Below are 12,502 nucleotides of genomic sequence, written 5' to 3'. Positions count from 1 at the left end.
CATGCCGTCTCCTTCTTCTCCTCGCATCGTCCCCCTCGAGGAGGCGCACATACCAAGGCTGCTGGATCTGTTCGAGCAGTCGGTACGCCGCCTGGGGCCTGCACACTACAGCCCGGAGCAGGTGGAGCAGTGGGCCAGGGGCGCCCATCACCCGGGGCTTGCCAGCCAGTTGCGCGAGCACCATGGCTGGGTCATCGAGCAAGACGATGTGCCCCTTGGCTTTGCCACCCTGAGCGATGACGGTCATCTCAGCCTGCTCTACGTGAGCGCGGATCATCCGCGCCAGGGGCTCGGCACCCTGCTGCTGGAGCGGGTGCTGGCAGCCGCCAGCCAGATGGGCCTTGGCAGCCTCACCACGGAGGCGAGCGCCTTCAGCCTCGCTCTCTTCCTGCGTCACGGCTTCCTGCTGACCGGATTGGAGACGGTGGAGCGCGGCGGTGTCCAATTTATCCGCCATCGGCTCCACTGCCGCTTGCCATGACGGGTTCAGCCACTAAAATACGCACCATTTCCCCAAGGCAATGAAGAAAGGGCAGCCATCATGGTGGTAGAGAGCGACGGTTACATTGCGCTGATCGAGTATCTGGTAGAGAGTCTGGGTCTGTTCGAGAGCCAGCAACAAGGCGGCGGTGCCCAGACCATCGAGGATCTGGTGAGCAGCCGGGTGGCCGACAACCTGATGGCCATCTGCGAGCAGAACCCCCAGCTCGACCCCAAGGTGCGCTTCCTGATCATGCAGGAGGCCGATGCCGTGGTCGCCGACCTGGAAGAGGTGCTCTCCGCCGTCTGGTTGTCCGCCCCCAGCGAAGCCCAGCAAGCCTTCCTCATCGAGTTCATCGACCTCATCAAGAACCTGTTCGACAGCACCATCAGCTGATCCCATCCCTGCCGTGACGGCAAGGGGACGAGATGCAATGAGGCGAGGAGTGAGGCGGGACGCCCAATGAAAAGGGCCGCCTCATCGGGCAGCCCTGCTTGCTAGCATTGTCAATTCATCGCGCTTGTCAGAGTAATGAATTTCGGGGCAAAAAAATGTGTCTGGTCTTGGCAACCATCCGTGGTCGCTACCCTGTTGGTCAGCCAGGGTTCAGTTTAGTTCCCCACCTGACGCATTTTTTTCAATTATTTTTCATCACAATGACACGGGGGCCTGATGGCCCCCGTGGTATGCAATGACGCCTCAGCGATTCAGGCTGGGAGGCAGGCAGACGCCGATGCCCCCCAGGCCGCAATACCCCTCGGGATTCTTCTCCAGATATTGCTGGTGATAATCCTCGGCATAGTAGAAGGGGGCCAGCGGCAGGATGCGGGTGGTGATGGTGCGCCCGTCACCGCTCGCCGTCATGGCCTGCTGGTAGGCGGCCAGGCTCTGCTGGGCAATCGCCTCCTGGGTGTCGTCCCCGACGAAGATGACGGAGCGATACTGGGTGCCGATGTCGCCACCCTGGCGCATCCCCTGGGCCGGATCATGGTGTTCCCAGAACAGCTTGACGAGATCCCCATAGCTGATGACCTTGGGATCGAACACCACCTGCACCGTCTCGGCGTGGCCGGTCAGGCCGCTGCACACCTCCTTGTAGGTTGGATTGGGGGTCAGCCCCCCCTGATACCCGGCGGCGGTGGAATAGACCCCGGGCTGCTGCCAGAACAGACGCTCCACACCCCAGAAACAGCCCATGCCGAACCAGGCAAGCTCCATCCCCTCGGGCCAGGGCCCCTGGGTCGGGTGACCGTTTACCGCGTGCACCTGGCCAATCTCCAGCGCTTCCCGCCGTCCCGGCAGCGCCTCTGCCGGTGAAATAATCTGCTCCATATGCCCTGTCCTTGTATAAAACCCCGCGCAATGCGGCTGACGAAAAGGAACACCGAAGATATCAGGTTATAAGCCCGGATCAACCAGGGAGCGGCCCCCGGGGCGACCCTCCCGCCCTCGCCTGCATCTTCCCCTCCCCGCCCGCACTGGTCAAAATGGCGACAAAAAAACATCAAGTCGATATTTAGTCTTGATTTGTGAATTTATTTTCATATATTGGGCGAATTGCTGCTTTTTTATGGAATGAAACACGTGCGTGAACGCGAACCCAGCCTGGTCCATGCCTTTCGGCAATCCACCCCCTATGTCAATGTGCACCGGGGTGCCACCTTCGTCCTGATGATCGGCGGGGAAGCCATTTGTCACCCCAATTTCGCCAACATCGTCAGCGACATCGCCCTGCTGCAGACCTTGGGGATCCGCCTGGTACTGGTGTTTGGTTCGCGTCCGCAAAATGACGAGGCCCTGGCCCGTGCCGGCATCCAGGCCCAGTATCACAAGCGGATCCGGGTCACCGACGATGCCAGTTTCGCCATCATCAAGCAGGTGTGCGGCGGTCTGCAATACGACATCACCGCCCAACTCTCCATGGGCCTCGCCAACACCCCCATGCAGGGGGCCCGCATCAGCGTGGTGAGCGGCAACTTCGTCACCGCCCAGCCGCTGGGTGTGGATGACGGCATCGACTTCTGCCACAGCGGCCGGGTGCGTCGCATCGATGTGGAGGGGATCACCCGCCAGCTGGATCAGCACGGCCTGGTGCTCATCTCCCCCATCGGCTGCTCGGTCACGGGCGAGAGCTTCAACCTGAGCTCGGAAGAGGTGGCCCGCCGGGTGGCGGTGGATCTCAAAGCCGACAAGCTCATCTGCTTCAGCAGCACCCAGGGGGTAATGGACAGGCACGGGGAGGCCATCTCCGAGCTCTTCCCCGAGCAGGCCGAAGAGCTGCTGGTGGCGCTGGAGCAGGCGGGGGAAGAGATGTCAGGCACCGCCCGCTACCTGCGCGCGGCCATCGCCTCCTGCCGGGGTGGCGTGCCCCGCTCCCACCTGGTGAGCTATCAGGACGACGGCGCCATGCTGCAGGAGCTGTTCAGCCGCGAGGGACTAGGTACCCAGATCGTGCGCGAAAGCGCCGAGCGGGCGAGGGCCGCCACCATTGAGGACATCGGCGGCATCCTGGATCTCATCCGTCCGCTGGAGGAGGAAGGGATCCTGGTGCGCCGCTCCCGGGAGCAGCTGGAGATGGAGATAGACAAGTTCACCATCATCGAGCGGGACGGCCTCATCATCGGCTGCGCGGCGCTCTATTGTTTCATGGAAGAAGCCATGGCCGAGATGGCCTGCGTCGCCATCCACCCGGAGTATCGCAACTCCAACCGGGGAGACACCCTGATCGCCAAGGTGGCCGAGCGGGCCAAGCGGCTCGGCATCCGTCGCCTGTTCGTGCTCACCACCCGCTCCATCCACTGGTTCCGGGAGCGGGGCTTCGATCCCCTGGAAGTCGAAGATCTGCCGGTGGAGCGCCAGCGCTTCTACAACTGGCAGCGTCGCTCCAAGGTTTTGTCCAAGACCATTTCGTAACTGATTGATCTTGTGCCTGGTTACCGTCAATTTTGTTCTTTTTTACGAACTCGATTGACAGTGCAATCCAGACCAAGGTATTTGTACATGCACGCCACCTGTCACAGGTGGCACCAGAAGAGGAGCGCTGCCCAGGCAGCCCAAGGGAGGACACCAGTGTCCGGTGAACTTGGGTCAGGGGGAGCAGCGCCGAGACGAGGCGAGTGACTGGACACCGCCACGTCGGCTGCGGGGGCTGAATCCCCCGGGTTGTCATCGGTAGTGGTCATCCCACACCGCGCCCCACTTGGGGCGGGTACGGGATGGGCTCTGCAGGTGGAGTGCTTCTGGCCGGGATCCTCGCGTTTTCCTGCCATTTTTTGCCTCCTCCTCTCTATTTGCCCGATGAAACCGGATTTTCACCTTGAGACAGGAGTATGCAATGAACCCGATCAATGTCGCCAAGTTTGGCGGAACCAGCGTCGCCAATGCCGCGGCCATGAACCACTGCGCCGACGTGGTGCTGGCCAATCCGGCGACCCGGGTGGTGGTGCTGAGCGCCAGCGCCGGCGTCACCAACCTGCTGGTGAGCCTGGCTCAGGGTGAACTGGACGAAGCCGGACAGGATGCCCAGCTCGCCAGGCTTGCCGACATCCAGCTGGCCATTCTGGCCGCCCTTGGCAACCCGAGCGACGTGAGCGCCCTCATCCATGCCCAGCTCGGCGACATTCGCACCATGGCCCGTCAGGCCAGTCAGCACACCGACGCCGAACTCGCCGATCGCCTCATCGCCTGCGGCGAGCTGATGTCCACCCGTCTCTTTACCGAACTCCTGCACCAGCGCGGCGTCAATGCCCAGTGGCAGGATGCGCGCCAACTGCTGCGCACCGACAGCCGCTTTGGCAAGGCCACCGTGGATCTCGCGGCGACCCGCGCCCTCTGCCAGCAGGCGGTGGGCCCGTTGCTGGGTGACAGCCTGGTCATCACCCAGGGCTTCATCGGTGCCGACGGCGATGGTCGCACCACCACCCTCGGCCGTGGCGGCTCCGACTACAGTGCGGCCCTCCTGGCCGAGGCACTGGACGCAGGCAGCATCGAGATCTGGACCGACGTGCCCGGCATCTACACCACGGATCCCCGCCTGGTCACCCGCGCCCGCCCCATCCCCGAAATCAGCTTCGTGGAGGCGGCGGAGATGGCCACCTTCGGCGCCAAGGTGCTGCACCCGGCCACCCTGCAACCCGCGCTGCGCCAGGACATCCCGGTGTTCGTGGGCTCCGCCAAGGATCCCGCCGCCGGTGGCACCTGGATCCGCGCCACCACCCGCAGCAACCCGCTGTTCCGGGCCGTGGCCCTGCGCCGCCAGCAGGTGCTGGTGACCCTGCACAGCCTCAACATGTTCCACGCCTACGGCTTCCTGGCCGAGGTGTTCGGCATCCTGGCCCGTCACCGCATCTCGGTGGATCTCATCACCACCTCCGAGGTGAGCGTCTCCCTGACCCTGGATCACACCGGCAGCCAGAGCAACGGCGAACCCATCCTGAACGACAAGGTGCTGGCGGAGCTCGGCCAGCTGTGCAAGGTGGAAGTGGAGACCGGTTTCGCCCTGGTGGCGCTCATCGGCAACCGCATGAGCGAGGCGGCCGGGGTGGGCAGCCAGGTGTTCGACGCCATCCGCGAGCACAACATCCGGATGATCTGCTACGGCGCCAGCGCCCACAACCTCTGCTTCCTGGTCAAAGAGGACGAGGCGGGCCACATCGTCAACTGCCTGCACCGGGAACTGCTCGACTGAGTCGCCCCGGCGCTGGCACACAGCGCGCCTCGTCCGCCCCATCACACCCGGGGCGGCCTTCCCCACTCAGCAAAGAGGGGCGCCGCGGCGCCCCTCTTGTCACTCTTCTTTCACCATCAGCTGGTGACCAGGGTGGCCCGGGTGGGCAGCAGATTGGCCCGGATCTGCTCGCGCAGCCCTCCCAGCCGTTGCAGCAACCCGGCCTGACCGAGCCCCGCTTCGTCAGGGGCCAGATTGTCCACCAGGGCCGGGAAGTGGTCCCGTACCGCCTGCTCCAGCCAGTCGAGGCGGCGCAGGGTGAGCGGGCCGCAGCTCTTGCCGCTGAGGTCGTCCAGGATGTCGAGCCGATGGCTGCGGTACATGTCGCGCCACCAGTTGGCCGCCAGCGCCTCGTCGCTTGCCAGCGCCGCACTCCACTCCCCCACCAGTCCCTGCATCCGCGCCAGCACGGGGGCGCTCGCCCCCTCCCGCGACAGGTATTGCAGCTCTCCCCTGGCCCAGGCGAGGCAGAGCTCCCGCCAGCGGCGAAACAGCGGCAAGGGATCCGCCTCGTCCAGCCAGAGCCCGGAGAGGGTGCGGGTTTCCAGCCGCTCAGGCACATGGAAGTCGGGATCGGTGAGGCCGTTGGAATTGAACTCGTGCAGGGGATCGAAGGGCCACATGTAGCCAAAATCGAACACCGAGATATGCTGGCCGTCATCCAGCAGGTTGCCCGGGCTCGGATCCCAGTCAAACCAGCCCCAGCGGGCCAGCTCCGCCTCCACCGCCAGCATCTGCGCCAGGTTGCGCTCGCAGAGCGTGCGCACCGGCTCCCCCCGCAGCCAGGGGGAGACCAGCACCCCGGCCCGGGCGGAGCCGAAACTGGTACAGACCACGTTGGAGAGGATGGTGGGGTGCAGCTCCCGCAGGCTCTCTATCTCCCGGCGCCGCTCCAGCTCGGTGAGAAAGGCGGTCTTGCCGTCCACATTGGCCACCAGAGAGTCCTGGCGGCAGCGTTTCAGGCACCAGTGGTGCCCCTCCACCTTGAGATGGAACACCTCGGCGGTGAGCCCGTGACCGTAGACCTTGACGACGTCCGGGTGATCTTCGGTCAGCCGGACGAGCTGGGGCAGCGGCAGGGGGCAGTCCCGCTCCCGCCCGATCCGGATCTCTTCTTTGCTCTCCAGCATCTGGAGCAATCTGGCCTGACGCGCCGCAACTTTGGGATTCATACATGTACCTCCAACCGTTACTGAGAGACTAAACAGCGCCCCCCTCCCAGACCAGCAGCAAAGGCTCATGATGACGCTTTCATCACAGAATGAGTGCCCCTGGCGGATCGGGATCACAAATTGCTTCACTGTGCTCATCACGGAATATTCATCTTGTTGTCATTAAATTGACATCAAGGAACAAGCCACGCACCATCGGGTCAAAATAGAGGCAGTCGTCGCTGCCATGACCGCTCCAAGGATGAGCCCTTATGAATGCCCCCGTCACCGGCCACCGCCCCGCCTCCCAGCCCCTGGCCGGGCTGTTGCTGGGTCTGCTGACCGCCCTGCTGCTGCTGACCCTCGCCCTGCCGCTGCTCAACCCCGTCAGCTGGCTCGGGCGTGCCGCCCCCCTCATTCTGGGCCCGGCGGATCAGCCCATCGCGACCCTCCATCGCTACAGCCTGCTCTACAAAAGTGACAACCGGGGCTTCTATCTGGTGGTGCGCAGCCAGTGGCAACTGCTCAAACCCCTGCAGGAGGGGGACAAGGTGCGGGTGGAGCTGCTCAACGACAAAGGGGTGCGCATCGACCAGCTGAGCCAGGCGGTGGACAAGCGCCAGAAGTGCCGCAAGGAGCGCTGCACCCTGAGCCTCAACAGCGCCCTGCGCGCCCCCGACGACGCCCTGGACAGCCGCTACCAGCTGCGCATCGGGCTGCTGCTGGCAGACAGGCCGGAGAGCGCCGAATACAGCCAGATCCTCCAGACCCTGCCGGAGCGCGGTTTCAACCTCCTCTACCTGATGACCAGCCTGCTGCTGGTGTTGCTGGTGAGCGCCGCCGTGCTCAAGGCCCTGCTGCCGAGGCTGCGCCGAAGCTACCGCGCCCGGGTGGCAGGCAGCCTGCTGCTCGGCAACCTCACCTTCGTGCTGCTGCACGGCTTCGTGGTGTTCAAGCTGGGGGAATTCCTGTTCTGGTCGGGCTTTCGGCCCGAGCACTACTACCTCGCCTGGGGCAGCATGGTGCTGGGCTGGAGCCTCTGCGCCCTCGCAGGCTTCAGCCTCTATATGGGGCTGCTCTTCACCGCCCTCTCGGGCATCGGGCTGCTCGCCAACTTCATGAAGATCGCCATCTACGGGGTGCCGCTGGGGGGGGACGATCTGGGCAACCTGCTGGCCCTGCTGCACATCCTGCTCGATCAGCACCCTGTGGTGCCGGTGCTCGTCGTGCTGGGGCTCCTTTTTCTGGTGTGGCGCTTCGCCCTCTCCCGCTGGATCCTGCGGGGCTTGCTGCGCACCGCCGCCGCCACCGCCGCCTTCTTCGCCCTCTGCGTGTTCGCCACCCAGACCGGCAACAAGCTGCTCGGGGCCAACATCCGCTACGTGGACAGGGCGGTGAACTACCACAGGGACATCATCCGCGCCGGCCCAGGCCTCTACCTGTTCAACCTGGTGGACGAGATGCTGCAAAGCGGCAACGTGTTTCGCTACCCCTTGCAGATCAACGAGCGCACCCCGGAGCTGAGCCTGCCCGCCCAGCCCAGGGCTCCCCGCTTCGATCTGGTGATCGTGCTGCAATACGAGTCACTCTGGCTTGACTGGCAGGGCCGTCTCTGCGCCCCCGCCCCCACCTTGAGCCTGCCCGCCAGCGTGGCCCAATGGCGCAAGACCATCCACTCCCCCACCACGGGGGGCATGACGGTACTGGCGGAGTTCGAGATGAACACCGGCCTGCCGGTGGGCCTGCTCAAACAGGGGGTGGTGCCCTACTACTACCTCTCGGACAAGGTGCCCGGCCTTGCGCGCAGCGCAGCCCAAAGCGGCTACCAGACCCTGTTCGCCCACCCCTATGTGGAGAAGTTCTGGGGCCGCGCCAAGGCGATCCCGGCCCTCGGCTATGAGGAGCGCTGGTTCGATACCCGCTTCACCGCCCTCGAGCACAAGGGGCTCTACATCTCCGACGATGCCCTCATCGATCACCTGCTCAAACGCAGCAACCAGGACGATCAGCCCCTGTTCGCCTACGCGGTCACCATGCAGGGGCACGGCCCCTTCGACGGGGATCGCTACCGGGCCCAGCAGCGCAGCGGCGCCTGCCCGGATCAGAGCCCGGCGGATACCCAGTTGCTCAACACCTACTACACCGGGGTGGTGGATGCCATGGCCTCCCTGGAGCGGCTGCTCAAGACCCTGGACAACTCCGGCAAACGCTACCTGGTGGTGGCCTTCGGGGACCACCAGCCCTTCCTGATGTCGGCGGGCAAGGGTATCCACGGCGCCAAACCGCCACGGGATGCCAGCTACCAGATCCCCATGATGGCCTTCAGCCGGGCCGGGGACGGGCTGGATCTCGCCCGCCAGTTCGACCCGGTGCGCCAGCTCTACCAGATGGGCCAGGCCACAAGGCAGCTGCTGGCGGGGGACCTCACCCCCATCCGGGACCAACCCCTGCTCCACCCGGTGCTCGGGGAGGAGAAAGGCTTCGACCCCTCCCCCCTGGTGCCGCAGATCCGCGCCAGCTTCCGGCCCGATGCATTGCCCTGATCGATTGAGACACGAGGGACACAGATCCTTGCAACACCTTCCGGCCCGATGCCCTGCCCTGATCCACAGCGAAGTAGCAGACGACAAAGAGGTCGCCCGGGCGACCTCTTTTTATGGGCGGGATGCGAGTACAGTGCCGCCTGCACCTCGCCATGTTCGTCCCGACCTGGGCTCTACGACCCCTGACAGGTCATTTTTTGTTTAGACATATCAAACGATAACTCATTATCGAATAGTAAAATTGAACAACTTTGCCGACCTTCAGGCCCTGTGCCCCCCCATGTTCCCGCACCTTCTCCGGGCCGGGCCGCTTTTTCTCTCATTCCCGACCAGCCCAGAACCATCGGGGCATTCGATACGTTCAGGCCTTGAGCCCCACTCACTTGCACCCACCTTTGCGCGCCACACCCGACAAAAAGCCGACCTCGGGGTCGGCTTGTGACGGGGCGTTTGGCCATGCAGGGCCGGGCACTGGCGGGCTAGATCACCACGGCGGTGCCGCTGATGCTGACCATCAGCATGCTGCCGTTCTGGCCCACCACCTCGTAGTCGATGTCGATGCCCACCACGGCGTTGGCCCCCAGCGCCTGGGCACGCTCCTTGAGCTCCTCGAAGGCAATCTCCCGGGCCCGGGCCAGCTCTTTTTCGTAGGCGCCGGAGCGACCGCCGATGATGTCGCGGATGCCGGCGAACAGATCCTTGAAGATGTTGGCGCCGAGGATGGCTTCGCCCACGACGATGCCGCGGTACTCGCGAATGGTCTTGCCTTCCAGGGTGGGGGTGGTTGAGAGGATCATGAGGTCTCCTGTGAGTTGGGCTGGGTGCGCGAAGCACCGTTGCCGTCATGGTAGCAAGGCGCTGGCCAAAGCATAAGCCCGGCGTGGCGGGGCGCCCCGTGCATCGTGCCCGCCACGCTCATCAAGGTGCCATCTATACTGCCTGTGTCGTGCCACTTTCCCCGGGAATGCAAGGATGGGCACCGACGCTGGGGAGAGGGCTTCTCAGCCACGATGAAAGAGGGACCTTGATGAAACGGACACTGCTGCTGTTGCCCCTGACCGCCATGTTGAACGCCCCCGCCGAGGGGGCCGGTCTCTACCTGTACGAAACCGGCACCAATGATCTCGGCCTGGCCGCCGCCGGCATGGCCGCCAGGGCCCAGGATGCCACCGTGCAACTGGTGAACCCCGCCGGCCTGACCCGGCTGGAGGGGCGCCACCTCACCCTCGGCGGGCAACTGCTCTACGGGGACCTGCCCTACGATCTGGACGATCCCGCGAAGGGGGATGTCGATACCGTCGTCGGCTGGTTCCCCGCGGCCTCCGCCTACTACAGCCAGCAGCTCGATGATCGCTGGTCGGCGGGCCTGGCGCTCTATGGCAACTTCGGGCTGGGGCTCGATTTTGGCGACTGGGCTGGCAAGCAGCTCATCAAGAAGGCCACCCTGATCGGCCTCACCCTGCAACCATCCATCGCCTATCGCCTCGACGAGCACTGGTCGCTCGGGGCCGGGGTCGGCATCAACTACGGCCTGTTCTCCCTCACCCGGGAGGGCAGTGGCGGGGAGCAGAAGCAGGACGACGGAGACTGGGCCCTCAATGCCAAGCTGGGGCTCCTCTATGAGCGCAATCCAGAGACCCGATTCGGGCTCGGCTATGCCAGCGAGGTGACCTACCACTTCGCCATCGACCGCACCATCACCTTCTCGCGCCCCAACCTGCCCGGCATCAGCGCCACCCTGCCCCTGTCCGGCATGGTCAACAGCCCCCAGCAGCTGATGGTGAGCGCCTTTCATACTCTGGCCCACGACTGGGCCATCATGGGCAATCTGGGCTGGCAGGACTGGAGCCGCTACAACGACAACGAAGTCACCATCTTTGACCGCCCCGCCCCGCAGAAGGGGCTCTATCAGGACAGTTACCACCTGGCGCTCGGGCTCCAGCACGCGCTGACGCCCCAATGGACCCTCAATGGCGGCGTAGCGTACGACACCAGTGCCTACCGGGATCAAGATCACACCTCCCTCACGGCGCCAAGCGGCAGCGCGTTGCGGCTCGGCACCGGTGTCACCTATGCGCTCACCCCTCAGGAGACCCTGGGAGCCGGGTTTGAGTACATCCACATGGAGAGCGCCAGCGTCGATGAGCGGGATCTCTCGGGCCGCTACCCCACCCCGGCCCTCTACTTCTTCGCCCTCAACTACGGCAGACGTTTCTAGCGTCGCCCCGCGTCGGCCATAAAAAAAGGAGAGGCAAGCCTCTCCTTTTTGATGTTCGCAGCGGCAGCCGCCATGCACTCAGTGCAGCTTCATGCTCGGGCGCAGCACCCGGTTGATGCGGCCCACCAGCATGATGAGGCCGGTCTTGATGTAGCCGTGCAGGGCCACCTGGTGCATCCGGTAGAGGGAGATGTAGACGAGGCGCGCGATGTAGCCTTCTACCATCATGGAGCCGCGCATCAGGTTGCCCATCAGGCTGCCCACGGTGGAGAAGCGGCTCAAGGAGACCAGGGAGCCGTGATCGTGATAGCGGTAGGGCTTCATCTCGCCGCCGTTCATCTTGGCCAGGATGTTCTTGAACGCCTGGGTCGCCATCTGGTGGGCGGACTGGGCGCGGGGCGGCACGAACTTGCCGTCCGGCTGCGGGCAGGCGGCGCAGTCGCCGATGACGAAGATGTTCTCGTCCCGGGTGGTCTGCAGGGTCTCGTGGACCACCAGCTGGTTGATGCGGTTGGTTTCCAGGCCCGCGATCTCCTTCATGAAGTCCGGCGCCTTGATGCCCGCGGCCCACACCATGAGGTCTGCTTCAATCAGCTCCCCATCCTTGGTGTGCAGACCCTCAGCGGTGGCTTCGGTGATCATGGTGGCGGTGCGCACGTCCACGCCCAGCTTCACCAGCTCCTGATGGGCGGAGCCGCTGATGCGCTCCGGCAGGGCCGGCAGGATGCGGGGGCCCGCTTCCACCAGGGTCACCTTGAGGCTGTCGGTGGTGAGGTTCTTGAAGCCGTAGGCGTAGAGCTGCTCCACCGCGTTGTAGAGCTCGGCGGAGAGTTCGACGCCGGTGGCGCCGCCGCCAACGATGGCGATCTTCACCTTGTCACCGGGCTGGTATTCGGTGGCGAACTGCAGGAAGCGGTTCATCATGCTGTTGTAGAAGCGGTGCGCCTGGGAGGGGCTGTCCAGGAAGATGCAGTGATCCTTGATGCCCTTGGTGTTGAAGTCGTTGGAGACGGAGCCGATGGCCATCACCAGCACGTCGTAAGCCACTTCCCGCTCGTTGACCACCAGGGCGCCGCTGTCGTCGTGGATGGGGGCCAGCACGATGCGTTTCTCGTCGCGCTTGATGTCGGTCAGGCTGCCGAGCTGGAATTCGAAGCCGTGGTTCTTGGCGTGGGACTGGTAGCTCAGGGCGTCGATGCCCGCATCCATGGAGCCGGTGGCCACTTCGTGCAGCAGGGGCTTCCACAGGTGGGTGCGATTGCGATCCACCAGGGTGATCCTGGCCTTGTTCTTCTTGCCCAGCTTGCGGCCCAGGCTGGTCGCAAGCTCGAGACCACCGGCGCCACCGCCTACAACGACAATATTCATCATGATGATTTTCCT

General features: G+C 64.4%; 10 protein-coding genes and 1 riboswitch. Of the genes, 6 read left to right on the top strand and 4 right to left on the bottom strand.

Annotated elements, in window-relative coordinates:
* Position 1: 1 nt before the first annotated feature.
* A complete protein-coding gene (locus AB5Y51_RS15850; protein ID WP_041215401.1) occupies positions 2-481 on the top strand; it encodes a GNAT family N-acetyltransferase in 480 nt (159 codons plus the stop codon).
* Positions 482-541: 60 nt separating this feature from the next.
* On the top strand, positions 542-877 hold the full coding sequence (locus AB5Y51_RS15845; protein ID WP_010674366.1) for a DUF3802 family protein: 336 nt from the start codon (positions 542-544) through the stop codon (positions 875-877).
* Between the two features lie 303 nt (positions 878-1,180).
* Here the strand turns inward: AB5Y51_RS15845 and msrA are convergent, their stop codons facing one another.
* On the bottom strand, positions 1,181-1,813 hold the full coding sequence (msrA, locus tag AB5Y51_RS15840; RefSeq protein WP_010674365.1) for a peptide-methionine (S)-S-oxide reductase MsrA: 633 nt from the start codon (positions 1,811-1,813) through the stop codon (positions 1,181-1,183).
* Between the two features lie 252 nt (positions 1,814-2,065).
* Here msrA and argA point away from each other — a divergent pair, with 252 nt between their 5' ends.
* Positions 2,066-3,394 carry an amino-acid N-acetyltransferase gene (gene argA / locus AB5Y51_RS15835; RefSeq protein ID WP_041215931.1) on the top strand — a complete coding sequence of 443 codons (1,329 nt, stop codon included), beginning with the start codon at positions 2,066-2,068 and terminating at the stop codon, positions 3,392-3,394.
* A gap of 109 nt (positions 3,395-3,503) precedes the next feature.
* Positions 3,504-3,728, top strand: a riboswitch (Lysine riboswitch).
* An 87-nt stretch (positions 3,729-3,815) separates the two neighbouring features.
* Positions 3,816-5,168 (top strand): lysine-sensitive aspartokinase 3, encoded by a 1,353-nt coding sequence (lysC, locus tag AB5Y51_RS15830; protein ID WP_201927058.1) that lies wholly within the window; start codon positions 3,816-3,818, stop codon positions 5,166-5,168.
* Between the two features lie 116 nt (positions 5,169-5,284).
* Here lysC and AB5Y51_RS15825 read toward each other — a convergent pair whose 3' ends face one another.
* Positions 5,285-6,379, bottom strand: coding sequence for a hypothetical protein (locus tag AB5Y51_RS15825; protein WP_124814254.1), 1,095 nt, complete (start codon positions 6,377-6,379; stop codon positions 5,285-5,287).
* 251 nt (positions 6,380-6,630) lie between these two features.
* Here AB5Y51_RS15825 and AB5Y51_RS15820 point away from each other — a divergent pair, with 251 nt between their 5' ends.
* On the top strand, positions 6,631-8,901 hold the full coding sequence (locus AB5Y51_RS15820) for an LTA synthase family protein (RefSeq protein ID WP_368178718.1): 2,271 nt from the start codon (positions 6,631-6,633) through the stop codon (positions 8,899-8,901).
* A 479-nt stretch (positions 8,902-9,380) separates the two neighbouring features.
* Here the strand turns inward: AB5Y51_RS15820 and AB5Y51_RS15815 are convergent, their stop codons facing one another.
* Entirely contained in the window at positions 9,381-9,698 is a 318-nt protein-coding gene (locus tag AB5Y51_RS15815) for a heavy metal-binding domain-containing protein (protein ID WP_010674360.1), read from the bottom strand.
* Positions 9,699-9,928: 230 nt separating this feature from the next.
* Here AB5Y51_RS15815 and AB5Y51_RS15810 point away from each other — a divergent pair, with 230 nt between their 5' ends.
* Positions 9,929-11,119 (top strand): OmpP1/FadL family transporter, encoded by a 1,191-nt coding sequence (locus AB5Y51_RS15810; protein ID WP_368178717.1) that lies wholly within the window; start codon positions 9,929-9,931, stop codon positions 11,117-11,119.
* Positions 11,120-11,197: 78 nt separating this feature from the next.
* On the opposite strand, the gene AB5Y51_RS15805 is transcribed toward AB5Y51_RS15810, so the two are convergent.
* Positions 11,198-12,490 (bottom strand): NAD(P)/FAD-dependent oxidoreductase, encoded by a 1,293-nt coding sequence (locus AB5Y51_RS15805; protein WP_368178716.1) that lies wholly within the window; start codon positions 12,488-12,490, stop codon positions 11,198-11,200.
* Positions 12,491-12,502 lie beyond the last annotated feature (12 nt).

The sequence above is a fragment of the Aeromonas sp. R7-1 genome (genome assembly GCF_040908115.1).
Taxonomy (GTDB): Bacteria; Pseudomonadota; Gammaproteobacteria; order Enterobacterales; family Aeromonadaceae; genus Aeromonas; species Aeromonas caviae.
This window is presented reverse-complemented; position numbering and strand designations above follow the sequence as displayed.